This window comes from Mesorhizobium sp. Cs1299R1N3 (assembly GCF_037179625.1).
GTDB lineage: Bacteria > Pseudomonadota > Alphaproteobacteria > Rhizobiales > Rhizobiaceae > Mesorhizobium > Mesorhizobium salmacidum.
Genome location: NZ_JAPYKQ010000013.1, coordinates 89,667 through 114,079, shown reverse-complemented (window position 1 = coordinate 114,079; position 24,413 = coordinate 89,667). Strand labels below are relative to the sequence as shown.

29 protein-coding genes and 2 tRNA genes are annotated in these 24,413 nt (G+C 61.2%); 22 read left to right on the top strand and 9 right to left on the bottom strand.

Annotated features, from left to right (window positions below; genetic code table 11):
- Nucleotides 1–415: 415 nt before the first annotated feature.
- The 4 genes from O7B34_RS24135 to O7B34_RS24120 all read left to right on the top strand — a co-directional run bounded on the left by O7B34_RS24135 (nucleotide 416) and on the right by O7B34_RS24120 (nucleotide 2,937).
- Complete coding sequence (locus O7B34_RS24135) at nucleotides 416–793, top strand: hypothetical protein (RefSeq protein ID WP_027146856.1); 378 nt, start codon at nucleotides 416–418, stop codon at nucleotides 791–793.
- A gap of 116 nt (nucleotides 794–909) precedes the next feature.
- Nucleotides 910–1,278, top strand: coding sequence for a GFA family protein (locus O7B34_RS24130; RefSeq protein WP_337148434.1), 369 nt, complete (start codon nucleotides 910–912; stop codon nucleotides 1,276–1,278).
- A 152-nt stretch (nucleotides 1,279–1,430) separates the two neighbouring features.
- Complete coding sequence (locus O7B34_RS24125) at nucleotides 1,431–2,081, top strand: OmpA family protein (RefSeq protein ID WP_015318025.1); 651 nt, start codon at nucleotides 1,431–1,433, stop codon at nucleotides 2,079–2,081.
- 250 nt (nucleotides 2,082–2,331) lie between these two features.
- Nucleotides 2,332–2,937 carry a hypothetical protein gene (locus O7B34_RS24120; RefSeq protein ID WP_337148403.1) on the top strand — a complete coding sequence of 202 codons (606 nt, stop codon included), beginning with the start codon at nucleotides 2,332–2,334 and terminating at the stop codon, nucleotides 2,935–2,937.
- A gap of 159 nt (nucleotides 2,938–3,096) precedes the next feature.
- Here the strand turns inward: O7B34_RS24120 and O7B34_RS24115 are convergent, their stop codons facing one another.
- Entirely contained in the window at nucleotides 3,097–4,674 is a 1,578-nt protein-coding gene (locus tag O7B34_RS24115) for a DEAD/DEAH box helicase (protein WP_337148402.1), read from the bottom strand.
- A 192-nt stretch (nucleotides 4,675–4,866) separates the two neighbouring features.
- Nucleotides 4,867–5,637 (bottom strand): NAD kinase, encoded by a 771-nt coding sequence (locus tag O7B34_RS24110; RefSeq protein ID WP_337148401.1) that lies wholly within the window; start codon nucleotides 5,635–5,637, stop codon nucleotides 4,867–4,869.
- Nucleotides 5,638–6,418: 781 nt separating this feature from the next.
- Between O7B34_RS24110 and O7B34_RS24105 the strand changes: the two genes are divergently transcribed.
- Together O7B34_RS24105 and O7B34_RS24100 are read left to right on the top strand one after the other, a co-directional pair.
- Nucleotides 6,419–6,571 carry a hypothetical protein gene (locus O7B34_RS24105; protein WP_337148400.1) on the top strand — a complete coding sequence of 51 codons (153 nt, stop codon included), beginning with the start codon at nucleotides 6,419–6,421 and terminating at the stop codon, nucleotides 6,569–6,571.
- 199 nt (nucleotides 6,572–6,770) lie between these two features.
- Entirely contained in the window at nucleotides 6,771–7,340 is a 570-nt protein-coding gene (locus O7B34_RS24100) for a DUF2569 family protein (RefSeq protein WP_337148398.1), read from the top strand.
- A 99-nt stretch (nucleotides 7,341–7,439) separates the two neighbouring features.
- Here the strand turns inward: O7B34_RS24100 and O7B34_RS24095 are convergent.
- Nucleotides 7,440–7,515: transfer RNA gene (locus O7B34_RS24095), tRNA-Thr, on the bottom strand.
- Between the two features lie 153 nt (nucleotides 7,516–7,668).
- Here O7B34_RS24095 and O7B34_RS24090 point away from each other — a divergent pair.
- The 3 genes from O7B34_RS24090 to O7B34_RS24080 all read left to right on the top strand — a co-directional run bounded on the left by O7B34_RS24090 (nucleotide 7,669) and on the right by O7B34_RS24080 (nucleotide 8,874).
- Nucleotides 7,669–7,839, top strand: a complete 171-nt coding sequence (locus tag O7B34_RS24090; protein ID WP_337107190.1) for a hypothetical protein — start codon at nucleotides 7,669–7,671, stop codon at nucleotides 7,837–7,839.
- Between the two features lie 220 nt (nucleotides 7,840–8,059).
- Complete coding sequence (locus O7B34_RS24085; protein WP_337148397.1) at nucleotides 8,060–8,281, top strand: hypothetical protein; 222 nt, start codon at nucleotides 8,060–8,062, stop codon at nucleotides 8,279–8,281.
- A 287-nt stretch (nucleotides 8,282–8,568) separates the two neighbouring features.
- Nucleotides 8,569–8,874 carry a BA14K family protein gene (locus tag O7B34_RS24080; protein ID WP_337107188.1) on the top strand — a complete coding sequence of 102 codons (306 nt, stop codon included), beginning with the start codon at nucleotides 8,569–8,571 and terminating at the stop codon, nucleotides 8,872–8,874.
- Nucleotides 8,875–8,941: 67 nt separating this feature from the next.
- Here the strand turns inward: O7B34_RS24080 and O7B34_RS24075 are convergent, their stop codons facing one another.
- Both O7B34_RS24075 and bhcR read right to left on the bottom strand, forming a co-directional pair.
- Nucleotides 8,942–9,370 carry a hypothetical protein gene (locus O7B34_RS24075; RefSeq protein ID WP_337148396.1) on the bottom strand — a complete coding sequence of 143 codons (429 nt, stop codon included), beginning with the start codon at nucleotides 9,368–9,370 and terminating at the stop codon, nucleotides 8,942–8,944.
- Between the two features lie 107 nt (nucleotides 9,371–9,477).
- Entirely contained in the window at nucleotides 9,478–10,299 is an 822-nt protein-coding gene (gene bhcR, locus O7B34_RS24070) for an HTH-type transcriptional regulator BhcR (RefSeq protein ID WP_337148395.1), read from the bottom strand.
- A 209-nt stretch (nucleotides 10,300–10,508) separates the two neighbouring features.
- Between bhcR and gcl the strand changes: the two genes are divergently transcribed.
- The 3 genes from gcl to O7B34_RS24055 are packed head-to-tail and all read left to right on the top strand — an operon-like array spanning nucleotide 10,509 to nucleotide 14,098.
- Nucleotides 10,509–12,290 (top strand): glyoxylate carboligase, encoded by a 1,782-nt coding sequence (gcl, locus tag O7B34_RS24065; RefSeq protein ID WP_337148393.1) that lies wholly within the window; start codon nucleotides 10,509–10,511, stop codon nucleotides 12,288–12,290.
- A 42-nt stretch (nucleotides 12,291–12,332) separates the two neighbouring features.
- Nucleotides 12,333–13,130, top strand: a complete 798-nt coding sequence (gene otnI / locus O7B34_RS24060; RefSeq protein WP_337148392.1) for a 2-oxo-tetronate isomerase — start codon at nucleotides 12,333–12,335, stop codon at nucleotides 13,128–13,130.
- A gap of 50 nt (nucleotides 13,131–13,180) precedes the next feature.
- Entirely contained in the window at nucleotides 13,181–14,098 is a 918-nt protein-coding gene (locus O7B34_RS24055; protein WP_337148391.1) for a 2-hydroxy-3-oxopropionate reductase, read from the top strand.
- 120 nt (nucleotides 14,099–14,218) lie between these two features.
- Here the strand turns inward: O7B34_RS24055 and O7B34_RS24050 are convergent, their stop codons facing one another.
- Nucleotides 14,219–15,067 (bottom strand): TrmH family RNA methyltransferase, encoded by an 849-nt coding sequence (locus tag O7B34_RS24050; RefSeq protein WP_337148390.1) that lies wholly within the window; start codon nucleotides 15,065–15,067, stop codon nucleotides 14,219–14,221.
- Between the two features lie 199 nt (nucleotides 15,068–15,266).
- On the opposite strand from O7B34_RS24050, the gene O7B34_RS24045 reads away from it, so the two are divergent.
- The 8 genes from O7B34_RS24045 to O7B34_RS24010 all read left to right on the top strand — a co-directional run bounded on the left by O7B34_RS24045 (nucleotide 15,267) and on the right by O7B34_RS24010 (nucleotide 19,412).
- A tRNA-Tyr gene (locus tag O7B34_RS24045) sits at nucleotides 15,267–15,351 on the top strand.
- Between the two features lie 188 nt (nucleotides 15,352–15,539).
- Nucleotides 15,540–15,752 (top strand): hypothetical protein, encoded by a 213-nt coding sequence (locus O7B34_RS24040; protein WP_337148389.1) that lies wholly within the window; start codon nucleotides 15,540–15,542, stop codon nucleotides 15,750–15,752.
- Between the two features lie 223 nt (nucleotides 15,753–15,975).
- The gene (locus O7B34_RS24035; protein WP_337148388.1) at nucleotides 15,976–16,407 is read left to right on the top strand and encodes a hypothetical protein; all 432 of its coding nucleotides are present in this window, start codon (nucleotides 15,976–15,978) and stop codon (nucleotides 16,405–16,407) included.
- A 205-nt stretch (nucleotides 16,408–16,612) separates the two neighbouring features.
- Nucleotides 16,613–17,107: a DUF1772 domain-containing protein gene (locus O7B34_RS24030; RefSeq protein ID WP_337148387.1), complete on the top strand. Its 495-nt coding sequence runs from the start codon at nucleotides 16,613–16,615 to the stop codon at nucleotides 17,105–17,107.
- A gap of 79 nt (nucleotides 17,108–17,186) precedes the next feature.
- A complete protein-coding gene (locus O7B34_RS24025; protein ID WP_337148386.1) occupies nucleotides 17,187–17,372 on the top strand; it encodes a hypothetical protein in 186 nt (61 codons plus the stop codon).
- A complete protein-coding gene (locus O7B34_RS24020; protein WP_337148385.1) occupies nucleotides 17,369–18,265 on the top strand; it encodes an alpha/beta fold hydrolase in 897 nt (298 codons plus the stop codon). Before O7B34_RS24025 ends, O7B34_RS24020 begins: the two co-directional genes overlap by 4 nt.
- Nucleotides 18,266–18,381: 116 nt before the next feature.
- Nucleotides 18,382–18,792, top strand: coding sequence for a DUF427 domain-containing protein (locus O7B34_RS24015; RefSeq protein ID WP_337148384.1), 411 nt, complete (start codon nucleotides 18,382–18,384; stop codon nucleotides 18,790–18,792).
- Between the two features lie 11 nt (nucleotides 18,793–18,803).
- Entirely contained in the window at nucleotides 18,804–19,412 is a 609-nt protein-coding gene (locus O7B34_RS24010; RefSeq protein ID WP_337148383.1) for a cysteine hydrolase family protein, read from the top strand.
- Between the two features lie 99 nt (nucleotides 19,413–19,511).
- Here O7B34_RS24010 and O7B34_RS24005 read toward each other — a convergent pair whose 3' ends face one another.
- Genes O7B34_RS24005 through O7B34_RS23995 form a run of 3 tightly spaced genes read right to left on the bottom strand, consistent with a single transcriptional unit; the run spans nucleotide 19,512 to nucleotide 22,605 of the window.
- Nucleotides 19,512–21,113, bottom strand: coding sequence for a DHA2 family efflux MFS transporter permease subunit (locus O7B34_RS24005; protein WP_337148381.1), 1,602 nt, complete (start codon nucleotides 21,111–21,113; stop codon nucleotides 19,512–19,514).
- The gene (locus tag O7B34_RS24000; protein WP_337148379.1) at nucleotides 21,110–22,396 is read right to left on the bottom strand and encodes an HlyD family secretion protein; all 1,287 of its coding nucleotides are present in this window, start codon (nucleotides 22,394–22,396) and stop codon (nucleotides 21,110–21,112) included. Before O7B34_RS24000 ends, O7B34_RS24005 begins: the two co-directional genes overlap by 4 nt.
- A gap of 26 nt (nucleotides 22,397–22,422) precedes the next feature.
- Complete coding sequence (locus tag O7B34_RS23995; protein WP_337148377.1) at nucleotides 22,423–22,605, bottom strand: hypothetical protein; 183 nt, start codon at nucleotides 22,603–22,605, stop codon at nucleotides 22,423–22,425.
- 165 nt (nucleotides 22,606–22,770) lie between these two features.
- Between O7B34_RS23995 and O7B34_RS23990 the strand changes: the two genes are divergently transcribed.
- Together O7B34_RS23990 and O7B34_RS23985 are read left to right on the top strand one after the other, a co-directional pair.
- Nucleotides 22,771–23,388 (top strand): (2Fe-2S)-binding protein, encoded by a 618-nt coding sequence (locus O7B34_RS23990; RefSeq protein WP_337148375.1) that lies wholly within the window; start codon nucleotides 22,771–22,773, stop codon nucleotides 23,386–23,388.
- A gap of 1 nt (nucleotide 23,389) precedes the next feature.
- Entirely contained in the window at nucleotides 23,390–24,412 is a 1,023-nt protein-coding gene (locus O7B34_RS23985; protein WP_337148373.1) for an FAD binding domain-containing protein, read from the top strand.
- Nucleotide 24,413 lies beyond the last annotated feature (1 nt).

Genomic DNA, 24,413 nt, shown 5'->3' with positions numbered 1-24,413 from the left:
CATGTTTGCCGTTCGTCCGGCTGCCCACATCTTCGTGGCTGCGGGGCGGCTGGTTCTCCATTGCGGACGATCTGCGGCAATGTCATCGGCAATCAAGAGCATGTGATTGCGCGCATCTGACGATCGGCCGGCTGGAACCACTCCGGATCAATCCCGTTGTTTGCATGCCCCGCCTGCCGGGAACAAACCTGGCCTGAATCTCGTCAGCGGTAGCAGTATGTCATGCGCGTGCGCCCATATCCGGGCGCCGCGGCTTCTTGCGCCGACCAAGGAATCAGCCCAGCATCCAAGCGCTGGGAGACAAAAAGCATTTATGGCCGGACGCGGCATATCTGCGACCTGACGATCCGGCCACTGGGAAGAAACGTTCCGGGAACGGGCAGGCGAAATGCTTGACGCTCGAAAGGAACGTCCTATGTCCGCTGCCACGCCCAGATCGGCCCGAGCCGTTCAACCGGTCGGCCGACTTATGTTTTCCCTGTTCGCCGTCGGCGTGATCGCGATGTTCGCGCCAGCTGCCTTTGCTCATGACGCCAAGCCCACGGCGGCAAAGCCGCAGGGTTGGAGTTATCCATTCGCCTGCTGCGCCAACTATGACTGTCGGGCCACGCATACCGGCGAGGTTCTGGAGAAACCCGAGGGCTACGTGATCGCCGGCACCGGCGAGGTGGTTCCCATGACGGACAAGCGCATCAAGGACAGCCCTGACGGCGAGTTTCACTGGTGCGCTCATCAGGCCGGTCTCGACGCCGGCAAGACGATATGCCTGTTCGTGCCGCCGCGCTCTTTTTGATGCTGCGCCGGCGGCCAACGCCATTCGGCAGACGCGTCTGCTGACGGACGGTTGTCAGGATCGCTTCTTTATGGTGCCTTGCCGCTTGGGCGACGGACAATGGAGAGGTGATGTTCATGGCCATCAAGGGAAGCTGCCACTGCAAGGCGACGATATTCGAGGTGTCGGAGGCGCCGCGGACGGTGACACAATGCACCTGTTCGTTCTGCTCGAAACGCGGCTCGCTCTGGGCCTACTACACCCCGTCCCAGTTCAAGCTCATCACGCCGCTGAAGAACGTTTCCTTCTACCAATGGGGCTCGAAGACCGTAAAGCATGGTTTTTGCGCAACCTGCGGCTGCGGCACCTTCACCGAAACGCCGGACTGGTCGACCGGCGAGCCGGATTTCGACAATCCAAAGATCAGCGTCAACTCGCGGCTGCTCGATGACTTCGATCTCGACAAGGTCGAAGTGGTGGTCATTGACGGCAAGAATCTTTGGTAACCCGTCCAGGTGCTTCGATGCGCAACGGACCCGGGGGAAAAGCCGCGACGGGCACTTTTCCCGTTCCGTTTTTCGCCGCATTTCATGGTACAAGTCGCGACAAGGGCTGATTTGGCGCCATCGTAAGGCGTGACTTGGAGAGGGACCATCCTATGAAGAAGACCGTGCTCGTCGTTATGGCGACGGCTCTGCTCGTGACCGCGTGCACCACCACCGATCCGTATACGGGCGACCAGAAGATTTCCAACACGGCCGCGGGGGCGGGTCTTGGCGCTCTGGCAGGCGCCAGCCTTGGTCTGCTTGCCGGCGGCAATGACCGCCGCAATGCGCTGATCGGCGCCGGCATCGGCGCGCTGGCAGGCGGCGCGATCGGCGCCACCATGGACCAGAACGAGGCTGAATTGCGCCGGCAGCTCGAGGGCACCGGCGTCAGCGTCACCCGTAGCGGCGACCAGATCATCCTCAACATGCCGTCCGACATCACCTTCAACACCGACCAGGACGCGGTGAAGCCCGGCTTCTACCAGGTGCTGAATTCGGTGGCGCTGGTGTTGAAGAAGTTCAAGCAGACCACGGTCGACGTTTTCGGCCATACCGATTCGACCGGTGGCGACCAGCACAATTTCGATCTGTCGCAGCGCCGTGCACTGGCGGTCGCGAACTATCTGTCCGGCCAGGGCGTCGATCAGCGCCGCTTCGCCGTCACCGGATTTGGCAAGACGCGGCCCGTCGCGTCCAATGCGACCGCCGAGGGCCGTGCCCAGAACCGCCGCGTCGAGATCCAGCTTTCGCCGCTCACCTGAGCAGAATCGCGTCTCATGCGAAAAACGGCTCCCATGGGGGCCGTTTTTTATCCAGGCGTATTTTGGCGCCCGGTTTCATGACGGTGGTCAAATAAAATTAGCAATATCTAATAAGTGCTTTTCCGCAGCCGTGGAAAGGATTAGCATCGACGCTGTTCCAGAGGGGATGGGGCGGTTTAATCGGCCGCGCAATCGACATCTTTGCCGCCTCGGTCTTGCACGGCCAGATCATGAAATCTGGGAGGAATGCATGACAAGAACAGCCAGTCTTGGGCGCTGCGGCGTCCTCGCTTTGACAAGCGTCGTAGGTGCATGGTTAGGCCTCACCACGGCTCATGCCGAGGACGCCAACAAGGCCGACATCGACGCGTTGAAGAAATCGCTCGCCAAATATCAGGACTACACCGCCGCCGTCCGCGATCTCTACCTGTCGACAGTCGGCTGCGTCTATTACAGCGGAGAAAAGATACCCGGCTCCATGAATTATCCGAAGGGCGCCATGGGCATCCATTTCGTCAACGTTCCAAGTGTCGGCCAGAAACTAGATCCGATGCATCCCAATGTATTGATCTACGAACCAACGAAAAAAGGCCTGCATTTGGTTGGGGTGGAGTGGCTGGTGCCGCTGACCCCGGACGTCAAGGAGCCACCAAAGCTGTTTGGTCAAACCTTCATGGGCCCGATGGAGGGGCACTACCCGCTGATCCCGAGGGAGTTCGTCCACTACGATCTTCACGCCTGGCTCGATGACAATCCGAACGGCATGTTCAGTCCGACGAATCCGAAGGTGAAATGCGACAAGGCCGAGTTTCCGATGCTGGAGAAACCGACCAAGATGATGCCCGGGCCGATGTAACCTGGAGCGGACCAGCGTCCAATAGAATTGCTGAACCGCGCCAATGCTTCGTTTCCACGCAATTCCGGACGGAAAAGCGCCAGGCGGCTTTTCCTCGAATTGCTCTTGGCGGCAGGGCAAAAAAGGAGGCAAGCCGGGTAGCCGGCTTGCTGGCTGGAATCAGACCTTGGCGACGATGCGCATGAAGGCCGGCATGTCGTCGCCGAAGCCGACTGTGGTGTCGTTGTCTTCCTGATGGTGGCGGGCAGGGCGGTTGTTGCTGCGCTGCGGCCTGGTGTCACCACGCTCAGGTGCGCGCGGCTCATTGCGGTCGGATGATTTGCGTTCGGTGTTTTCCGAACGGATTGCATCCTTGCGCGCGCGCCGTTCGACAATATCGGCCGTCTCGGCCACATCGGGCTGCGGTTGAGCAACCGCGGTCGCTGCATCTTCCTCGCTGTGTCTGCCGCGACGCTCGCCGCCCTTCTTGCGTCCGCCCCTGTCGCTGCGGTCCTCGTCCTTGCGGCCGGCGCGGCGCGGCGCGCCTTTGCCGCGGCGCGGAGCATCGTCCTCGCCTTCGCTGGCAACCACCGTCGACAGGTCGCCGTCATGCCACTCGATCTTGGTGCCGATCAGCCGTTCGATGGCGTCGATATATTTGGTGTCGGACTTGGTCGCGATGGTGAAGGACTTGCCCGAGCGCCCGGCGCGGCCTGTGCGGCCGATGCGGTGGACATAGTCCTCGGCATGGATCGGCACGTCGTAGTTGAAGACATGGCTGACATCGGGAATGTCGAGGCCGCGCGCGGCGACATCCGAGGCGACGAGATAGCGCAGCTTGCCGTCGCGGAAATTGGCCAGCATCTGCATGCGCGCGCGCTGGTCCATGTCGCCATGCAGCGCACCGGCGTCGAAATCATATTTCAGCAGCGAGCGGAACAGCTCCGAAACCTCGATCTTGCGATTGCAGAAGATGATCGCGTTCTTCAGCTCCGCGTCCTCGGCCTTGATCAGGTTGCGCAGCGTTTCGCGCTTGTCCCAAGGCTTCGAACCCGATTTGACCAGCCGCTGGATGATGTTGGTGGCCGCCGACGCGGCCTTGGAGACCTCGACGCGCACCGGCGCATGCAGGAATTTTTCCGTCAGCTTGGTGATCTCTGGCGGCATGGTCGCCGAGAAGAACAGCGTCTGCCGGGTGAACGGGATCATCTCGCAGATGCGCTCGATGTCGGGAATGAAACCCATGTCGAGCATGCGGTCGGCCTCGTCGATGACGAGGATCTCGACGCCGTTGAGCAGCAGCTTGCCGCGCTCGCGGTGGTCGAGCAGACGGCCTGGCGTAGCGATCAGCACATCGGCGCCGCGCTCCAGCTTCTTGTCCTGCTCGTCGAACGACACGCCGCCGATCAGCAGCGCGATGTTGAGCTTGTGGTTCTTGCCGTATTTGACGAAGTTTTCTTCGACCTGCGCGGCAAGCTCACGCGTCGGCTCCAGGATCAGCGTGCGCGGCATGCGGGCGCGGGCGCGGCCCTTTTCGAGCCGGGTCAGCATCGGCAGCACGAAGGAGGCGGTCTTGCCGGTGCCGGTCTGGGCAATGCCCAGCACGTCCTTGCCGAGCAAGGCGTGCGGGATCGCGCCAGCCTGGATCGGGGTCGGCTGGGTGTAGCCGGCATCGGTGACTGCGGAAAGCACCTTCGGCGATAGGCCGAGGTCTGAAAAGGTCAACGCTTCTTGAGCGATCGTCGTGTCTGAGGACAAGTGTTGCTGTCTTTGGCTGGTTCGGGGAAGCGCAACGTCATTCGTCGCGGCAAGCGCCACGCGCCTGCAAGATTGGTATTGCGATTAGGCGCAAGCCCACGATTTGTCAACAGAAACGGGCAGGATTGGCGCGATTGTGAAGTTGTAACCTTAATCGCGATGCTTAATCCGGCCGCTTGTCTCTGTGCCGGCTCAGTAACGGAACTGTTCGGCCAGGATGCGTTCGTTCCAGGAATGGTTGGGATCGAATAGCAAAGTCGCGGTGGCAGTCGGCGATTCCCGTACCGTGACCGAGGTCACTGCCTTGACCTCCGTGTGGTCGGCGGCTGCGTTCACCGGCCGCTTTTCCGACTCCAGAATGTCGAAGCGCACGGTCGCCTTGTTGGAAAGCAATGCGCCGCGCCAGCGTCGCGGACGAAACGGGCTGACCGGCGTGAGAGCCAGAAGGGGCGCGTCGAGCGGAAGGATGGGGCCGTGCGCGGAAAGATTATATGCGGTCGATCCGGCCGGCGTCGCGATCATGACGCCGTCGCAGTTCAGTTCCTCGAGCCGTATCTGGTCATCGACGCTGATGCGGATCTTGGCCGTCTGATAGGATTGACGCCACAGCGCAACTTCGTTGATCGCCAGCGCCGTGACTTGTTCGCCATCCGAGGTGGTTGCCAGCATCTCCAGCGGGCGGATCGTTTCTGCGACCGCGGCCGCGATGCGCTCGGTCAGTCCTCCGGACCGGTACTCATTCATCAGGAAGCCGATTGTGCCACGGTTCATGCCGTAGACTTTTTTTCCCGTACCCATCGTGTCGCGCAAGGTCTGCAACAAGAAGCCGTCGCCACCCAGCGCCACCACGACAGTCGCCTCGGCGACCGAACATTGGCCATAGCGCCCCGACAGGCTCTCCAGCGCCGCCTTGGCGTCTGTTGTCTCGGACGAGACGAAAGCGATGCTGTTGGCTGTGCTCATGGCTTCCCGATCGCGACCGATTGGCGCCGGCAGGTTCCGGCCGCGCCAGCGCCGGGGTAGCATGAGGCGGGCGGGTCTGCAAAGAGAGCCTCTGCCGGTTCACGAAGCGACGGTGCGGCAGTGCCGCCGCACGGGGCGGTCGCGGTTGATGTCGTGGCGCGACCGAATGTGATGGTTAAGGCCGGGCTTAAGGTCTCGTAAAGCCGGACCGATCATGTTAGCCGGCATGGGTGGCGTGGGGCGCCCGCAGCATCTACCTTATCCTTCGGGACGCAAAGGACGCTGCGGCACTTTAGATTTGTGCGCGTGATCCCGCGGATCCTGATGCCAGCGGACATGCGCCAGCCAGACGAGGCCGACATATTGCCGGTAGCACGCCTGATCATCGTCTTTGTCATGTTGGGAAGTTTCGCGCTTGTCTTCGCCGAACTGGTGCGCCAGTCGGAACAAATGAGCGCCAGACCGGTCCCCACGGCCTCACGCTGCGGTGATGCCGCCGGGATGCCTTGCCCCCAAAGAGCGCTGTAGGCCGCCAAGATAGGCTCATCGATCCAGCACCAAGCGAGTCTTCGCCGACGCCCGGCGGCGCTTGCCGCTCATCCGGCGGCGTGAGGCCGGACAAGGTCGATCGTTGCAACTGCGGCGTCGATAAAAGCACCGATGGAAGGCTTCGGATCTGAAATGGATCCCGTTTCCCTTGCCCTGGGAAACGAGCGCTGCGCCGCATTGACCGGCAGATTTCTGGGTTGAGGGGGCGCCGATCGCCTGGTGCACATCGTTTTTGTTTTCCTGCCGACAGAATTACCTCGTTCACGGGGCGTGGTACTGGGATCACCTCAACCCGTCCGGCCGCGACACCGACGTGCTGCGCAAGACCATGCTGCTGCTGCTGCTGTACCAGGCCTTTCCACGGCATTTTGACTTGATGCGCTAGCCGTTTCTCAGGAGTGTTCCCGCAGATGGCAGCCGGCCGCTTCCGGGACAGAGCAGGATATTGGTGGCGGCGATCGGGGTGTGAGGGAACAGGCAGGAGAAATCGTCGCTTCGGTATCGTTGTCTACGAAAAATTCAGCCCTTGAGTTGAATTTGAAATCTGATACAACTTAAAAGGGTATAAAAAGGAGGGGGAATAAATGGGGACGTTTTCCATCTGGCATTGGGCGATCGTGCTGCTGCTGATCGGCGTGCCTGTTTTCTTCGCTGTTCGATCAGCCGCGAAGCCGTCACAGAATCCTGAGGCTCTTGTGGGCTTCGGTGGCTGGCTGATGCTGCTGGCGATCGGTCAGACATTGTCACCGCTGCGCACGATCGCCGACTTCGCCAATTCGGCCGACGGCTACCGGCAACTCATGACTCTCCCAAATGGGCCGCTGGCGGTGTATGGGGAGGTTGCCCTCAATCTCGCATTTCTGGCGCTTCAACTGGTTGTGCTGGTTTCGATGCTGCGGCGAAGCCGCCGGTTCCCGCAATTGTTTCTGCTTCAGTGCCTTGCGATCCCTGTCGTTTTTGTCCTGGATACGATCTGGACTTCGTCAGTTCTGGGCGTTCCGGTGAACCAGGTGCTTGCAGGAGATGCGCTGGTGGCACCCCTGGCGTCTTTTGTGGGGGTCGGCATCTGGGCTGCTTATGTCTACAAATCTGTGAGGGTGAGGAATACGTTCACCAGGACGAACGTGTCGGCCCAAATCGCGAGCGCCTCATAGAGAGTGGCGGCGCTCGTAATCGCTCCACACTGGGTTTCGGAGGACCTGCGTCTAAGGGGCTTGGGGTGGCCCGCCACCCGGAGCTCGAAGAGCGAATGGTGGTGCCCCCGGACGGAATCGAACCGCCGACCTTCGGTTTACAAAACCGCTGCTCTACCAGCTGAGCTACAAGGGCACGGCGCTCCGGTTAGCATATTTGTTGCGCCAGTAAAGACAAAACTCCGTTTTTGGGCGTCAGCCGTGGTGGATGATGCCATGGCCCGTGCTGAAATCCGCAAACGCGCTTCCTACATGAGGATGAGGATGCAATCGCTCGGGCGAGGCTCGCATGGTCAGGTTTGTCATCATTCTCCCCATCATCTTCGTCAGTTGGATGCTGCTGGTGAAGATCATCAACGATGTGAAGAAGGCCAATGTCGACTGGACGGGCGTCACAACCATCATCGGCTTCATCGCGCTCGCCTTCTGGCTGCGCCACATCACCGGCATGGGCTGGTGAGAGAGTGAGTAGTCGGTAGTCAGTAGTCGGTAGTCGGTAGTCGGTAGTCGGTAGTGAGCCGTCCGGCGTGGTTTCATTTCACTACTCACTACTCACTACTCACTACCACCCACCATCCACCCCCTAAAAATCTCCGGACCTGTCGAACCTTTTGCCGGCCCGCGCCGACTGAGGTTCAGGGGCGAATGGTCGCCTCGATCAAAGGATCCAGGAGATCACTATGCTTAAGCGCAGTTTCGTTTCCGGCTTCGTCGCCATCGTCGTTGCAACCGGCGCGCTCGCCGGCACCGTCCAGTCTTCGTCGGCTCATGGCATGCATCACCATCATCGTCATTTCGACGACTACCTCTACTACCAGGATTACCCGGACTACCCGGATTACTGGTGGGTCTATGGCCATCATCATCACCGTCATCACCACCACCGCATCATCATCTACTGAGCGCAGCCTGACGGCGTGATTGAAGAAACCAGTCCAGGAAAGGGCGGCTTCGGCCGCCCTTTTTGCATCGATCTGTCGCCGTTACGGACGATGACGCGATTGGGCGCAAGGTGCCTGAAGCGCCGGAATCTGGATGATCAACGCCGGCGAGCGCCGCCGGCCTTCAGACAGCGGATCCCAGCTTCCTCGAAAAAAAATCAAACCCCGTCGAACCTTTTTCAATGCCGCGGCGACAGATGATCAAGAGGCGGATGGATCGCCTCGGTCAACGAAGCAAGGAGATCATCATGTTCAAGCGCACATTCGTTTCCGGCCTCATCGCCACCACCGTCGCCGCCACCGCTTTGGTCGGCACCGTCCAGCCATCGGCGGCTCACTCGCATCACCACGACCTCGGCATCGGCATCGCCGCCGGCGTTGGCGGTTTCGTCCTCGGCAGCCTGCTTGCCCAGCAGCAACCCCGCACGGTCTACGTCGACGAAGATGGCGGTTCCTGGCACGTCCGCCGCTGCTTCGCGCGTTACGCGAGCTACGACCCGGATTCCGATACCTATATCGGCCATGACGGCTACAGCCACTACTGCCGACTCTGAGGGGAGGCGGACGACAGGAAAGAGGGGTTGCGAGGCAGCCCCTCTTCGTCGTTTGAAGATCGCCTTCCTAGAGGTGCGTCTTCGGGTCGAGGATCGGCAAACCGGCCGCGCGGCAGGAGCCGCCAATTTGAAGCCGGGCAGCCTCCGTATCGTCGCCCATCGCGACCAGTTCAAAGCTGCTTGCGGCTTGCGGATAGACTTTGGCGATGAATGGCTTGTCGCCGCCATCGACGCCAGGCGAGGTCTTGGCGTTGACGGTACCACAGACCACGATCTCCTGGCGGCTATCAAGCGTTCGCTCGCCGGCGAGCATGGTCCCGAACCTGGCGGAGGCCGGATCCAGCAGGCGCTGGCGGACACCGGTCGTGATGATCTCTTCCAGCGCTAGTGAGATCGGGATGGGATTGACCCGCTGGCCGCCGGTATCGGGTCGTGGCGTCGTCGCCACGCATCCGCAAAGCGAAGCGGCAAGCAGAAGCTGAACTATTGTCCTCATTCGCGCCCTGTCGCATGCATTCGGGCGCCACGGCAAGACGGCCAACTTTATTCAGCGCGCGCCATGTCGGACATGCAGCTCCAAACACCTTGCCATGCGCTTGGTGATCAACTGACCGCCACGCCGCCTATCATCCTGGTCACCTGGATCGCGGCGTCGCGCACAAGCGGGCCGATCTCGGCCAGTCGGTCGGGCGTGACCCGTACCGTCGGTCCCGAAACGGAAACGCCGCCGATCGGTTCGCCATACTCGTTGAAGATGGCGGCGGCGACACAACGCATGCCGGGGTGGCGCTCCTCGTCGTCGACCGACCAGCCGCGATGCTTGGTGGCCGCCAGATCATGGGCGAGCGCGGAGATGTCGGAAAGGGTCTTGTCCGTATAGCGCTGCAGGCCCGCCTTGCGCAGGATGGCTCCGACGCGCTCCGGTTCGAGATGCGCCAGCACCGCCTTGCCGATGCCCGAGGCATGGAAGGGACTGCGCGTGCCCGGCCGGAAGAAGGCGCGGATCGCCTGATGCGTCTCGACCTGGCTGACGAAGACCACGCAGTCGTCCTCGGCGACGCCGAGATTGGCGGTCTCGCCGGTCTTCTCCATCAGTTCCTGCATGACGATGCGGGCACGGTCCACAAGCTTGCGGCGGCGCAGGAACGCCGCGCCCATGCGGTAGGTCTCGACGCCGATCGACCAGAGCTGGTCTGACGTGTCGAATTCGACCATGCCGTGGTTTTCGAGCGTCGTCAGCATGCGGTAGGCGGTAGAGGCGGCGAGCCCGCTTTGCGCCGATATCTCACTGAGCGACAGGCCGCTGCCTTCCGCGACAATGGCCAGGATGCGCAAGGCACGGTCGAGCGACTGCACCGAGGCAGCTTCGGCCGGACCATTGAAGGAGCGCGGGCGCCCGCGCTGACGTTTTTCGTTCGTTTCCATGGTCGGCATTCTCGGCCGTTTCTCCCAAGATGCAATGAAAAAGTTTTTCAAGAAATTCCAGAGCGCAAATTCCTGGAAAAGAGAAAAGCGAACGAAATCAGTCGATAATCGCTGTTCTCTCGAAATGAAAAAATATTCTGGAAAAATTGAAAAATCGCCGGCCCGGTGACATCCTTAGCCATCCAACAATCATCTCGTGGAGGCTGGAAATGGCCACGATGCGCGCTGTCGATGCCGCTGTTCTCGTTCTCGAAAAGGAAGGCATTTCCTGTGCCTTCGGCGTGCCGGGCGCGGCGATCAACCCGCTGTACTCGGCGATGAAGGCGAGGGGCACAATCCGCCATGTCCTTGCCCGCCACGTCGAAGGCGCCTCGCATATGGCCGAAGGCTATACCCGCGCCAAGGCAGGCAATATCGGCCTCTGCATAGGCACTTCGGGGCCGGCCGGCACCGACATGATCACCGGGCTCTATTCGGCCACGGCCGATTCCATTCCGATCCTGTGCATCACCGGACAGGCGCCGCGCGCGCGGCTGAACAAGGAGGACTTCCAGGCTGTCGACATCGCTGCCATCGCCGCGCCCGTCGCCAAATGGGCGGTGACGGTCATGGAGCCCTATCTGGTGCCAATGGCTCTGCAGAAGGCGTTCCATCTGATGCGCTCGTCGCGGCCGGGTCCGGTGCTGATCGACCTGCCGGTCGACGTCCAGTTGGCCGAGATCGAGTTCGACATCGATGCCTATGAGCCGCTGGCGCCATTCAAGCCGGCGATGACACGTGCCCAGGCCGAAAAGGCGCTGGCGATGCTCAACGCGGCCGAGAAGCCGCTGATCGTCGCCGGCGGCGGCATCATCAATGCCGACGCCTCCGACCTGCTGATCGAATTTGCCGAGATCACGGGCGTTCCGGTGATCCCGACGCTGATGGGCTGGGGCGCGATCCCCGACGACCACCGGCTGATGGCCGGCATGTGCGGGCTGCAGACCTCGCACCGCTACGGCAATGCGACGATGCTGGAGGCCGATTTCGTCTTCGGCATCGGCAACCGCTGGGCCAACCGCCACACCGGCTCGGTCGATGTTTATACAAAGGGAAAAAAATTCATCCATGTCGACATCGAGCCCACTCAAATAGGCCGTGTCTTCGCGCCTGATCTCGGCGTCGTCTCCGATGCAGGCGCGGCGCTGAAGATGCTGCTCGACGTCGCCACCGAGTGGAAGACGACGGGCAGGCTGCGCGACTGGTCGGGCTGGGCCAAGGAATGCCAGGGCCGCAAGAAGACGATGAAGCGCAAGACGCATTTCGACCAGGTGCCGCTGAAGCCGCAGCGTGTCTACGAGGAGATGAACAAGGCGTTCGGCCGTGACGTCACCTATGTCACCACCATCGGCCTGTCGCAGATTGCCGGGGCGCAGTTCCTGCATGTCTACAAGCCGCGCAACTGGATCAATTGCGGCCAGGCCGGTCCGCTCGGCTGGACGCTGCCGGCAGCACTTGGGGTCCGCGCTGCCGATCCCGAACGCACCATCGTGGCGCTGTCTGGCGACTATGATTTCCAGTTCATGATCGAGGAACTGGCGGTCGGCGCGCAGCACAAGCTGCCCTACATCCACGTCGTCGTGAACAATGCCTATCTCGGCCTGATCCGCCAGGCCCAGCGCGGCTTCTCGATGGATTATGAGGTCAGCCTCGCCTTCGAGAACATCAACCGTACCGGCGATCCCGAGGCCGGTTACGGCGTCGACCATGTCGCCGTCGCCGAGGCGATGGGCTGCAAGGCGGTCAGGGTGCGCAAGCCGGAGGAATTCGCCGGCGCTTTCAAACAAGCGGAGCGATTGATGAAGGAACACCAGGTTCCGGTCGTGCTCGAATTCATTCTCGAACGGGTCACCAACATCTCGATGGGCACCGAGATCGACAAGATCACCGAATTCGAGGACCTTGCCGAACGTCAGGAAGACGCGCCGACCGCGATCGTGATGCTCGACTAATTTTGTTTGAGCATCGGGTCCGATGCTCCAGGGAGAAAAAGAATGCCGCGTTTTTCAGCCAATCTGTCGATGCTCTTTGGCGAGCATGATTTCCTCGACCGTTTCGATGCCGCCGCCCGCGCCGGCTTCAAGGGTGTCGAATATATCGGCCCTTATGATCACGCGCCCGATGTGGTGGCCGCACGACTGAAGAAGAACGGCCTGACGCAAGTGCTGTTCAACCTGCCGGCGGGCGACTGGGCCAAGGGCGAGCGCGGCATCGCCGTGCTGCCGGATCGCGTGCCGGAATTCCGCCAGGGCATTGCCAAGGCGATCACCTATGCGCAGGCGCTTGGCTGCGGGCAGGTCAACTGCCTCGCCGGCATCGCGCCGCAGGGCATTGCACGGGATACGCTTGGAAATGTTTTTGCCGGAAATCTCGCCTTCGCGGCGGAGAAGCTGGAGCAGGCCGGCATCAAGCTGCTGATCGAACCAATCAATACGCGCGATATTCCCGGCTTCTTCCTGAACTATTCCGACCAGGCGCTGGCCCTGATCGACCGCGTCGGCTCGAAGAACCTGTACCTGCAATACGACATCTATCACATGCAGATCATGGAGGGGGATCTCGCCCGTAAAATCGAGGCAAACCTCGGCCGCATCGCGCATATCCAGCTTGCGGACAATCCCGGCCGTCACGAGCCGGGGACGGGCGAGATCAACTATCCTTTTCTCTACGACCATATCGATCGGATTGGCTATTCCGGCTGGGTGGGGGCGGAATACAAGCCGAAGGCGGGGACGGAAGCCGGACTGGGGTGGTTCAGGGAACTGACCGGGCGGGGAAGCGCGGCGGCGTAGTGGGAATGTTGCGTCACGGCACGCTGCCCTGACAGAGACGGAGAGAAACAATGGAAATCATCGGCTTCATCGGCCTCGGCATCATGGGCGCGCCTATGGCGGGGCATCTGCTCGACGCCGGCTACAGCGTCATCGCCAGCGACCACCGCTCCAAGCCGCCGGCCGATCTCATTGCCAAGGGCCTGAAAACGGTTACCGGCCATGCCGCCGTGGCCAAGGCCGCCGAGATCATCATCACCATGGTGCCGGATACCCCACAGGTGGCCGAGGTGCTGTTCGGTCAGAACGGCGTCGCGTCCGGCCTGACCAAGGACAAACTCGTCATCGACATGAGTTCGATCTCGCCGATCGAGACAAAGGAATTCGCAAAAAGGATCAACGATCTCGGTTGCGCCTATCTCGATGCGCCGGTTTCGGGCGGTGAGGTCGGCGCCAAGGCGGCATCCCTCACCATCATGGTCGGCGGCGACGAAAAGACCTTCGAGCGTGCGAAACCGGTTTTCGAAAAGATGGGCAAGAACATCACGCTGGTCGGGCCGAACGGTGTCGGCCAGACCACCAAGGTCGCCAACCAGATCGTCGTCGCGCTAACCATTGAAGCCGTCGCCGAAGCACTTGTTTTTGCATCGAAAGCCGGCGCCGATCCGGCCAAAGTCAGGCAGGCGCTGATGGGCGGGCTGGCAGCGTCACGCATCCTCGAAGTGCATGGCGAGCGCATGGTAAAGCGCACCTTCGCTCCGGGCTTCCGCATCGAGCTGCACCAGAAGGATCTCAACCTGGCACTGGAGGGTGCGAAGGCGCTCGGTGTGTCACTGCCCAACACCTCGACCACCCAGCAGTTGTTCAATTCCTGTGCGGCCAATGGCGGCGCGAAGGAAGATCATTCCGCGCTGGTGAGGGCGCTGGAGCGGATGGCGAATTTCGAGGTCGGTGGCGAGCCAGCCGAAGTGAAAGGCAAAGCGGCATAGGTCGGGAGAGGGCGGCATAACGTTCCCAAGCCGTCAACTTTTGTCCTAACCCAGGAACGGGTTCCGGCAAGCGTCGCGGGAACCCGTTTTGATTCCTGGCGAGAGGCTTGCCGCTCCCAGTCAGCCGCGCTTCAGAAATGCCCGCGCCGCATAAAGGCTGACCGCCGCGGCGTTCGACACGTTGAGCGAGCGGATAGCGCCGGGCATGTCGAGGCGGGCCAACGTCGTCACGGTCTCGCGCGTCTTCTGGCGCAGGCCCTTGCCTTCGGCGCCGAGCACCAGCGCTATCCGGTCTCCGGCAAAGCTGATTTCGAGTTCCGCCGGCCCGTCCGAATCAAGCCCGATGGTCTGGAAGCCGGCCTCGTGCAACTGGCCCAGCGCATCGGCGAGGTTCTTGACCTCGATCTGATCGACATGCTCCAGCGCGCCGGAGGCGGATTTTGCCAACACGCCGGATTCCTGCGGACTATGGCGGGCCGTGGTAATCAACGCGCCGGCGCCGAAAGCCACCGCCGAACGCAGGATCGCGCCGACATTGTGCGGATCGGTGACCTGGTCGAGTACCAGCACCAGCCTGGTGTCGCCGAGTGCGTCGAGGCGCTTGGGCTTCAGCGGCTCCGCCTCGATCAGTACGCCCTGATGCACGGCGTCCGAGCCGGTGACTTTGTCGATGTCCCTGGGTTCGACCAGTTCCGCCTTGAAGGGCAAGGCGGCGAGATCGGCTATCTCAAGGCGCTCGGCCGCATTGCGCGTCACCAGCATTTTCTTGATCCGGCGGCGCGGATTGTCGAGTGCCGCACGCACCGTATGCAGGCCGTAGAGCCGCACCAGCCCGTCGGCCGCGTTTTCGCCTGGTGGCACGGGTTGCCGGGGCTTGAACGCCGGCGCGCCGCCGCTTTTCTCGTCGCGAAAGGCGCGGCGCAGCTTGGCGTAGTGGGTGTCTTTCGGGGTATTGGAATTGTTGCTCATGGCCGGCTTCTATAGCCGTCTCCTCCCGCCAAGGATATGCCCTGTCGCCGCAGCCGGCGAACAACATCGAAAAACCCTTCCTGCGCGGTTGACACCCACTGGCCTTGCCGCCATAAGGCGCTTCGCTGGTTTCGGAGAAGACACAACTCGGGTCCGAAATTGGCGCGAATGCCTCGTTGCATGGCTCCGGCGGCAGATTGGAGAGGTGCCCGAGTGGTTAAAGGGGACGGACTGTAAATCCGTTAGCTTAGCTTACGTTGGTTCGAATCCAACCCTCTCCACCACTGCCGGCCCGGAAGCCCTGAACGCGAAAAACAGCGGACCGACGTCAGCTTGCCGTCTGAGCCGCTCGCCTGCCGTCGCTTGATCCGCATCTTGGACCGGATCAAAACGAAGCAGAGGGTGATCGTAGGCACCGCTCCGTACGAAATCGACAATTGGCTCCTGTGTGAAAATGCGCGATCATTGGAAAATGGCACGCAAATTGGACGACAAACTCGATTGCAAGGCTTGCGGGACGATCCAGATGGACATTCCCGACGACGCCACGGAGTCGACGCCAATTTATTGCAGCAATTGCGGTGCTTTTCTCGGCGAATGGGGTGAATTGCAGGACGATTTCTACCGCCAGGCTCGCGACGCCGAGGCATTCGACCTGCGCGATGGCAACATTATCAAGAAGTAGAATGCGTTGCTGCGGGGTGCTGGGTCGCCATGGGACCGCTCCTCTGTCGGCAGAGCTTATGGAAAACCGCTCCATTCGGTAAACGCTGTCAGCGCGTTTATGATCCGGCCAGCCGCTTTTGGTGGGGGCCGAATTCTCCGGTTTTGCGCCCTTGTCGAAGCACCGCCGCGCGGTAATTCCCTTGAAGGCGTGGGCACTTCTCCCTCCACGACAGGAGCTGACCATGAAACACCAGACACTCGACCAACTGCAGGCCGTCGCCAGGATTGAACCCTCGGCGCCGCATTCGGAAATGACGCGAGATGAGCGCATCGCGCGATGGGCCGAACTTCTCGATCAGAACCCCGAGCGATGCCTTGGCGCGTTTACAGGTACCGAACATATGCATCCGGAGGTACGCTCCATGGCACGAGGCGAAGGATCGGCAATTACTGTTGCCTTCGAAGACCCGATGCTGCGCGCGTCGGGTCTAAGGGATGACACTTATGGCGAGGCCAAGCGCTTCTTCGAACTGAACGACTGGCAACTGCATGACATCGTTTGCGATTGTCATGTAGGCGCTACCATGAAAGCGCGGTGGGCTGCGGCTCGGGTCCGCGCGACAATTGGCGGCAACAGGTTTCTTACCTGGTTGAGGCAAAGGATCATGTTCTGACGCGCCGGGCGGCTTAGGTGAGGATCGTCTCCTGTTCGCAACCGCGTGCGGTGCGACCCCACCTGACCCGTCTTGTCGATCAGTCCCTGTGCTCGTGGCATAGCCGAACGGCTGCACGATGACTTCTCTGCGTTCCACCGGCTACCGCGGTGGCTAACCGCCACTCTATGCCGGTTGCGAAAGGGCACGGTTAAAAAGTAAGAGCATGCGCGCCTTGATGGTTTTCACGCTCCTGCTTGTTGCAATCGCAACAGCGCTCTCGCTTGCACATGCGTTGGAGCTACCGGGCAAAATGCGCCTGAAAGAGGCGACCTACAAGGCAGTGCAGACGATCTACTACCCCGGCTTCACGATCGGCGGTTTTGCCGAAATCGGAGGCATCCTAGCGCTCGCCATCCTGCTCTATTCGACGCCTTCTGCAAGTACTCGTTTCTGGTGGACGCTCGCGTCGCTATTCTTCCTGGCGGCGCAACACGCGACCTATTGGTTGGTCACACATCCCGTCAATAATTTCTGGGTGCAGGACGTCGCCATGCCGAGATCGGGCGTGGCGTTTTTCTCCATGTTCGCTCGGAAGCAAGATGGTGATTGGAGAGATTTCCGGAATATCTGGGAGATGTCGCACGTCATCAGAGCATGCCTTGCAATGACGAGCCTGACCTCAATCGCCGTTGCGGCAACGCTTTTTGCGGATGGCTGATCGGCGGGCGCCCCGGCGGCAAGCCGGGCAACCAAATTCGCGGAGCCTCGTTGTCGAACACCAGCCAGAGGAGGTTTCGATGAAGAAATCCTTGTTGCTTCTGGTGTTGGCCGCTGCCCTCGCGCTCGGTGCCTGTGATGACAGCACCCAACCGACGAAAGCCAACACCGACGCCATCAACAAGAATCCGCAGGTTGACCAGGATGCCAGACCCAAGTCGACGACTGGCGGCGACCAGCCGGTTACAGCGCCGGAGAGCAAATGAACCCTGTCTCATTTTGCGATACACCACTGCTGCGCATCGCCTATCTCGATGGTGGGCCGCAAGACGGTCCGCCGATCGTCCTGCTGCATGGCTGGCCGGACGACGCGACCACTTACGCACGCATTTCGCCGGTCCTTCACGAGGTCGGCTTTCGGACGTTTTCGCCGTGGTTGCGAGGTTTTGGACAAACGTCGTTCCTGTCGAAAGAAACCATGCGATCCGGCGAAATTGCCGCAATGGCGCAGGACGTGCTGGACTTTGCCGATGCGCTTGGCCTCAGCCGCTTTGCGATCGTCGGTCACGACTGGGGAGCACGGATCGCCTACCTCCTGGCCTCGATCTTTCCCGATCGCATCAGTTGCTGCGCTGCGCTATCGCTTGGCTGGCAACCCGGCAAACCGGCAACGCCGGCGCCTGAACAGGCGAAAGCGTTTTGGTATCAATGGTTCATGGCAACAGCGCGCGGCGCCGAGTTCGTGCGAAAGAACCGCAAGGAATTTGCCAGATTCCAATGGGACAGCTGGAGCCCGTTGGGGTGGTTCGACGACACCATTTTCGATAAAGTGGCTGCATCCTTCGACAATCCGGATTGGCCGGACGTGACGTTGCATTCCTATCGGGTTCGCTGGGGTGAGGCGGAGCCCGATCCGCGCTACGCGGAGCTGGCCCGCCGGCAAACATCGGTCAAGATCATCACGGTGCCGACCTTGACGCTTCATGGTGGCGACGACCGTGTTGTACTGCCCCCATCGTCGGAAGGACTGGAGGAGCATTTCACGGCGCCCTACAAACGAGTGGTCCTGGACGCGGTCGGGCACTTCCCGACACGTGAGGCTCCACACGAGGTTTCGCGGCTGTTGGCGAGCTTTCTCGACAGTTTCGGTAGCCGATAATCGCTGGGCTCGGCGGTCCATTTGGCTTTGCCGCACAAGCTGGAACCTGATGCATCGCCGCGCATTTCGTTTTCATTGATGGATCGGTGATCAATCGATAGCCAGGGAGAATTCGGATGCAAACTTCAGTCGCAACTTCAGAACCCGACTTTCGCCCACTGACCATAGAGCCGTTTGCCGGAACGGTGACCGTGCGATTTTCCGATGCTGTGGTCGCAGCCACGGAGCACGCGAAGGTAGTCAGGGAAGAGGGGCAGGAGCCGAAGTTCTTTATTCCTTTCGAGGACATCTATTTCGACCTTTTCGAAAAGACCAACACCACAAGCAGCTCACCGGTCAAGGGAACCGCGAGCTATTGGCGGGTCCACGCTGTCGGTAGCTCGGCCGACGACTTCATGTGGGCATACGAGACGCCCGATACGGCAGCGCGGGCCATCGCAGGTCATGGCACCTTCGATCCGCAAAAGGCGCGCATCGATGTCGACCCGGTAGAGGACAAACGGCACACCCCGCATGTCATGGAATAGGACCATCCTCGATGTCGATGCCGGGCTTGGCATATGGTCCGTTGGGGCACCGATGCATGCATGTTTGTGTCGATATGCAAAAGCTGTTTGCCGAGCCATCGCAGTGGGCGACCCCCTGGATCACCCGTGTCCTTCCTCAAATCGAGAGGCTGGTCGAAAGACGGGCGCCACAGACCGTCTTCACGCGCTTCCTGCCCGCGCAAAAGCCGGGGCAGGGCGTTGGTACGTGGAAGCGCTATTATGAGCGCTGGGCCTCGATGGCGATCGAAAATATTGGTCCCGAAATGGTCGGCCTGTTGCCGGCATTAGCCGCTTACTGCCCGCCAGCGGCAATCATCGACAAACACATATACTCGCCCTGGTTCGAAGGTCACCTCAGGGCCTTTCTGAACGAAAGCGACATCGACACGCTGGTCATCACCGGCGGCGAAACCGACGTGTGCGTTCTGGCTACGGTGCTCGGAGCGATCGATTTCGGCTATCGCGTGGTTCTCGTTACCGACGCGCTGTGCAGTTCTTCCGACGCAACGCATGACGCGCTGCTGACCGTTTATCACCAACGGTTCGCACAGCAGGTGGAGACGGTCGAGATGGAGACGGTTCTCTCGAACTGGATCTGACGTCGCCGGTCATTCGCCACATTCAATGCCGGCGACTTGCAATAAGTGCCGAGAAAACGCAGGCGGCAGAAGTTCTGGAACAGGTCGGCGGGGCGCCGGTTATTTCGGCTGGCGCTTGTCGGGTTTTGGAGACCGCAGCAGCAAGGCGAGGGGAACAAACAGTGCCGTCGCGATGGCGCAGTAGCGAAAAACGTCGATGTAGGCGAGCAGCGAGGCCTGGCGCGCGATCAACTGCCCGAGCCAGCCGACGGCTTGCTGCTTGGCCTCAAGCATGTTCGAGCCCTGGGCGACAAAGTGATCCGTCACCTGACGCAGCAACTGCTGATAGGCCGACGACGATTGCGCGGTATGGCTGACAAGGTTCGATTGATGCAGCTGCGCGTTTTGCGCGATCACGGTGTTCGACAATGACACGCCGATGCTCCCGCCGATGTTGCGGGCGACGTTGATCAGCGCCGACGCCTGGTTGGTCTTCTGCGGAGCGAGGCCGACATAGGCCGCTGTCGAAATGGGAATGAACAGGAACGGCAGGCCGATCATCAGGAAGATGCGCGCGAAGGCAAAGAAGTGGAAGCTGGCATCCGGGGTGAGTGACGTCATGTGCCACAAGGCGACCACGACAACGGACATGCCCATCACAATCAGATATTTGGGCTGCACCAATCCGGCGGCAAATCCGGAAATCGGCATCAGGATCAGCATGGCGATGCCGCCGGGCATCATCGAAAGGCCCGACAGGGTGGCCGTATAGTCGAAGGCGGTCTGTTGCAGCTGCGGGATCAACTGCGTGGTGCTGAACAACACGGCGCCGACCGCCATCATCACCAGGAACGACGTCCCGAACTGGCGGCTGAAGAGCAGGCGTATATCGACGATCGGATCGCGGTGACTAAACTCCCATGGGATGAGCAGCAGGAACGAGATCGCCGAAATCACGGCAAAAGTCGTGATGAAACCCGATGCGAACCAGTCGTTGCGCTGACCCTCGTCGAGGAAGATTTCCAGGCAGCCAAGAGCGGTGGCGACCAGGATGAACCCGACCCAATCTATTCTGAGGCCGCCCTTCAGCCGCTCCTGACGTTCGCGCTCGATCACCTCCGGCTCGACAAGCAGCCACTGCACCAAGGCAAGCGACATGATGCCGAACGGCACGTTGATGAAGAATATCCAGTGCCAGGAGAAATGGTCGGTCAGCCAGCCGCCGAGGGTCGGCCCGACTGTCGGTGCGACGATGACGGCGATGCCATAAAGGGCAAAAGCCTGGGAACGCTTCTCGGGCGGAAAGGTATCGGCAAGGATGGACTGTTCGCTCGGCGCCATGCCGCCGCCGCCGAGACCCTGCAGGATCCTGAAGAAAATAAGCATTTCCAGATTGGGCGCGAGGCCGCACAACAGCGATGCAATGGTGAACGTTGCCACGCAAAGCATGTAGTAGCGCTTGCGCCCGATCACGCTGGCCAACCAGCCGCTGACCGGGATGATTACGGAATTCGCGACCAGATAGGTAGTGATCACCCAGGTGCTCTCGTCCATCCCGGCAGCCAGGCTGCCGGCGATGTTGCGCAGGGCCACGTTGGCGATCGAGGTATCCAGCACCAGCATGAAGGTGGCGATGGAGACGACGATGGCGATCAGCCACGGGTTGCGCCCGCCGGCGGCGGACCGGCTTTCGCTTTGGTCGCTGGAGATTTCGCCAGTCATCGCACCTTGACCGTCGGCACCACCGACAGACCCGGCCCCAGCAGCACGCCGGGCGCTTTGTCGAAGACGATCTTCACCGGCACGCGCTGCACCACCTTGACGAAGTTGCCGGTGGCGTTTTCGGCCGGCAGCAGGCTGAAGGCGGTGCCGCTACCCGCCTGGATGCTGTCGACGCGGCCATGAAAAGATCTTTCCGGATAGGCGTCGATGTCGATGTCGACCGGCTGTCCCGGCCGCATCAGATCGAGCTGTGTCTCCTTGAAGTTGGCCTTCACCCAGACTTCGTCGGGAACAAACATCATCAGAACCTGGCCCGGCTGGGCATAGGTGCCGTTGGCTACCGAAATGCTGGTTGCCCGCCCGGCGACCGGTGCGGTGATGGTTGTGCGGGACAGCATCGTACTCGCCTGGTTCTGGCTGGCCTTGGCCTGATCGAGCTTGGCTTCGGCGCTCTTGGTCTGCGCCTGCAAAACAGCGACCTGGCTCTTGGCGGCATCCACATTGGCTTGGGCGCTGTCGAGAGCGGCCTGGTCCTGGCGCAGCGTGGAAGCGGCCTGCTGCGCCTGCTGTTGGGTGGCCGTGCCCTTGGCAAGAAGTTCACGGTTCCGCTGGTCCTCGGCTTTGGCAAAATCGAGGGCGGCCTGCGCTTGCGCCATCTGCTTCCGCGCTTCATCGATCTTTGCGTTTTGAGCTGCGATCTGAGCCCCTACGTCGACAATGTCGGCCTGTGCCGAGGCTACCCCGGCATCGGCCTGCTTGAGGCTGGCCTGATAGTCGCTGTCATCGATGCGCAACAGGACGTCGCCCGCCTTGACCGGCTGGTTGTCGGTCACCGCAAGGTCAGTGATCCGTCCTGATATCTCGGCGCTGACCGTTATCGTGCGGGCGTCGATAAAAGCGTCGTCGGTCGATTCATACTGGCGGGCATTCAGCCACCACATGGCCAGCCCCACCGCGGCCAGCAGCAGCACGATCAGGATTGCGATGGACGCATAAGGATGCCGCCGGGGAAAACCTAGGAGGCTGGGCTTTTGTTCATCCGCCTCCTTGCCCCGTGTTTCGCGCTCCGGAGCGATAGGCTGCGCCACATCGCCCATGCGTTTTGGCGACGCATCCGGTCCGGCCTTGCTCGAAGCGCCGCGCGCATTCCTGATTTTGTCTGGTTCTTCAGTCTCGGTTTTTGCGTCCACGGGGAGAACTTTCAAGGATGGCGCTGACCGCTTTAACGACCGATTAAACGACAGCTCTTCACAAAAGTTCCTGACGAACAGGCTGGGCGGCATTCGTCGGGGATCACCTCCAAAGCCATTCAACGGATGGCAAATCTGATCACCGCGATGAGGATCACGATGCCGACCAGTCCTGCGATGAAGATGATCCGGCGTGTGCGGGTGCGCAGGATGATCTCACCTTGCCGCGCCTGTTCAGCCGAAAAGACAGGGCCTTCGTCACCATTTCGATCGCTGCGCCGATCGCTCGGATCATTGCTCATGATCGCCTCCTTCCTGGAAACCTGTCGAGGACAACCACGGCCTTGCGGCTTAAGTTCCGCACGGCCGTCCTGCAAAAGAAACGATCACAGCGGTGTGAGGAGGGAACTTTGCCTCCCACGAGCAGTTTGGTCCGCTTGAGACTCCAGCCAGCCGGAAAGCCAGCCATGTCCAATTCCACAAATCCCAGCGGCCTGAGCAGACGCACCTTCATGACGGGTTCTGTTACGGCGGCAGCCGCAGTGCCTCTCATGGCAACCTCGCCAAGAGCCGCCGAGCCATCGCCCGCCAGAGCGGTCGAACCGCGCGACCTGTCGACGATCTCGCTTCGGATCAACAAGCAGGCCTACACCCTAGCACTCGACAATCGCACGAGCCTGCTTGACGCCCTGCGTGATCATGTTGGCCTGACCGGTACCAAGAAGGGTTGCGACCACGGCCAGTGCGGCGCCTGCACCGTTCTTGTCGATGGGAAGCGGGTGCTATCCTGCCTGAGCTTCGCCGTCATGAACCAGGGACGCGAGGTCACGACTGTCGAAGGCCTGGCTTCGGCCGGCGGCGAACTGCACCCGGTACAGCAGGCGTTCGTGGACCATGATGCCTTTCAATGTGGCTACTGCACGCCGGGCCAGATCATGTCCGCCATCGGTTGCATCGATGAAGGCCATGCCGGTTCGGAGGATGACATCCGCGAATATATGAGCGGCAATCTGTGCCGGTGCGCGGCCTATCCCAACATCGTTGCGGCGATCATCCAGGCACGCGACGAGATCAGGAGAGCCTAGGATGCGTCCCTTCCTCTATGAAAGACCAACGAGCGTCTCGGCGGCGATCGCCATGGCGTCTCATCTCGAGGCCAGGCGTGTTGCGCCAACACAGGCCAACACCCAGTTCATCGCCGGCGGCACCAATCTGGCCGACTACATGAAGCTGGGTGTCGCGCAGCCGGAGCGGTTGCTCGACCTTAACGAGCTTGCCGAGCCTGCTTTGCGGCAGATCGAAACGAACGACGACACCATCCGTTTCGGTGCGCTGGTTCGCATGGGTGAGGCAGCCGATAACAGTGACGTCAGGCGCCGCTGCCCGCTCCTTGCCGACAGTCTGAAATTCGCCGCCAGCGGCCAGCTTCGCAATATGGCCAGCCTCGCCGGCAATATCCTGCAGCGAACGCGGTGCGAGTATTTTCGCGAAACCTCCTGGCCGTGCAACAAGCGGGAGCCCGGCTCCGGCTGTGCGGCGATGGAAGGGGTAAACCGCCAGCATGCCGTGCTCGGCGTCAGCGATGCCTGCATCGCTACCTATCACGGTGATTTCGCGCAGGCGCTGATCGCGCTCGACGCGGTCGTTGAAGTGGAAGGGCGGCGTGGCCAGCGCAAGATCCCGTTCGCCGGGCTGCACCGGCTTCCCGGCGACACGCCCAATATCGAGACGGATCTGGCCGCCGATGAAGTCATCGTCGCCATCGATGTTCCGCTTGGCGCATGGAGCCGTCGCTCGCGCTACCTGAAGATACGCGACCGCGAATCCTACGCATTCGCGCTGGCTTCGGCGGCGGTAGCGCTGGAGATGGATGGAAACACGGTCGGGCAAGCGCGCATAGCGCTCGGCGGCGTCGCGACGGTGCCGTGGCGCGCGAGGACGGCGGAGGACGCGCTGCGCGGCAATGCCCTCGACGACAAGACCGCGGCAGCTGCCGCCGAAGCCGCATTCGCCGATGCCAGGCCACGAGAACACAACGCATTCAAGATACCGCTGGGAAAGCGCACGCTGGTGCGAGCGCTGCTCGAAACCCGTGACATGAAGGTCTGAG

Bases quoted from the DNA above. Each gene is read 5' to 3' on its own strand.
- O7B34_RS24135 (WP_027146856.1), top strand. From the start codon at position 416: ATGTCCGCTGCCACGCCCAGATCGGCCCGAGCCGTTCAACCGGTCGGC.
- O7B34_RS24130 (WP_337148434.1), top strand. From the start codon at position 910: ATGGCCATCAAGGGAAGCTGCCACTGCAAGGCGACGATATTCGAGGTG.
- O7B34_RS24125 (WP_015318025.1), top strand. From the start codon at position 1,431: ATGAAGAAGACCGTGCTCGTCGTTATGGCGACGGCTCTGCTCGTGACC.
- O7B34_RS24120 (WP_337148403.1), top strand. From the start codon at position 2,332: ATGACAAGAACAGCCAGTCTTGGGCGCTGCGGCGTCCTCGCTTTGACA.
- O7B34_RS24110 (WP_337148401.1), bottom strand. From the start codon at position 5,637: ATGAGCACAGCCAACAGCATCGCTTTCGTCTCGTCCGAGACAACAGAC.
- O7B34_RS24100 (WP_337148398.1), top strand. From the start codon at position 6,771: ATGGGGACGTTTTCCATCTGGCATTGGGCGATCGTGCTGCTGCTGATC.
- O7B34_RS24090 (WP_337107190.1), top strand. From the start codon at position 7,669: ATGGTCAGGTTTGTCATCATTCTCCCCATCATCTTCGTCAGTTGGATG.
- O7B34_RS24085 (WP_337148397.1), top strand. From the start codon at position 8,060: ATGCTTAAGCGCAGTTTCGTTTCCGGCTTCGTCGCCATCGTCGTTGCA.
- O7B34_RS24080 (WP_337107188.1), top strand. From the start codon at position 8,569: ATGTTCAAGCGCACATTCGTTTCCGGCCTCATCGCCACCACCGTCGCC.
- O7B34_RS24075 (WP_337148396.1), bottom strand. From the start codon at position 9,370: ATGAGGACAATAGTTCAGCTTCTGCTTGCCGCTTCGCTTTGCGGATGC.
- bhcR (WP_337148395.1), bottom strand. From the start codon at position 10,299: ATGGAAACGAACGAAAAACGTCAGCGCGGGCGCCCGCGCTCCTTCAAT.
- gcl (WP_337148393.1), top strand. From the start codon at position 10,509: ATGGCCACGATGCGCGCTGTCGATGCCGCTGTTCTCGTTCTCGAAAAG.
- otnI (WP_337148392.1), top strand. From the start codon at position 12,333: ATGCCGCGTTTTTCAGCCAATCTGTCGATGCTCTTTGGCGAGCATGAT.
- O7B34_RS24055 (WP_337148391.1), top strand. From the start codon at position 13,181: ATGGAAATCATCGGCTTCATCGGCCTCGGCATCATGGGCGCGCCTATG.
- O7B34_RS24050 (WP_337148390.1), bottom strand. From the start codon at position 15,067: ATGAGCAACAATTCCAATACCCCGAAAGACACCCACTACGCCAAGCTG.
- O7B34_RS24040 (WP_337148389.1), top strand. From the start codon at position 15,540: ATGGCACGCAAATTGGACGACAAACTCGATTGCAAGGCTTGCGGGACG.
- O7B34_RS24035 (WP_337148388.1), top strand. From the start codon at position 15,976: ATGAAACACCAGACACTCGACCAACTGCAGGCCGTCGCCAGGATTGAA.
- O7B34_RS24030 (WP_337148387.1), top strand. From the start codon at position 16,613: ATGCGCGCCTTGATGGTTTTCACGCTCCTGCTTGTTGCAATCGCAACA.
- O7B34_RS24025 (WP_337148386.1), top strand. From the start codon at position 17,187: ATGAAGAAATCCTTGTTGCTTCTGGTGTTGGCCGCTGCCCTCGCGCTC.
- O7B34_RS24020 (WP_337148385.1), top strand. From the start codon at position 17,369: ATGAACCCTGTCTCATTTTGCGATACACCACTGCTGCGCATCGCCTAT.
- O7B34_RS24015 (WP_337148384.1), top strand. From the start codon at position 18,382: ATGCAAACTTCAGTCGCAACTTCAGAACCCGACTTTCGCCCACTGACC.
- O7B34_RS24010 (WP_337148383.1), top strand. From the start codon at position 18,804: ATGTCGATGCCGGGCTTGGCATATGGTCCGTTGGGGCACCGATGCATG.
- O7B34_RS24005 (WP_337148381.1), bottom strand. From the start codon at position 21,113: ATGACTGGCGAAATCTCCAGCGACCAAAGCGAAAGCCGGTCCGCCGCC.
- O7B34_RS24000 (WP_337148379.1), bottom strand. From the start codon at position 22,396: ATGCCGCCCAGCCTGTTCGTCAGGAACTTTTGTGAAGAGCTGTCGTTT.
- O7B34_RS23995 (WP_337148377.1), bottom strand. From the start codon at position 22,605: ATGAGCAATGATCCGAGCGATCGGCGCAGCGATCGAAATGGTGACGAA.
- O7B34_RS23990 (WP_337148375.1), top strand. From the start codon at position 22,771: ATGTCCAATTCCACAAATCCCAGCGGCCTGAGCAGACGCACCTTCATG.
- O7B34_RS23985 (WP_337148373.1), top strand. From the start codon at position 23,390: ATGCGTCCCTTCCTCTATGAAAGACCAACGAGCGTCTCGGCGGCGATC.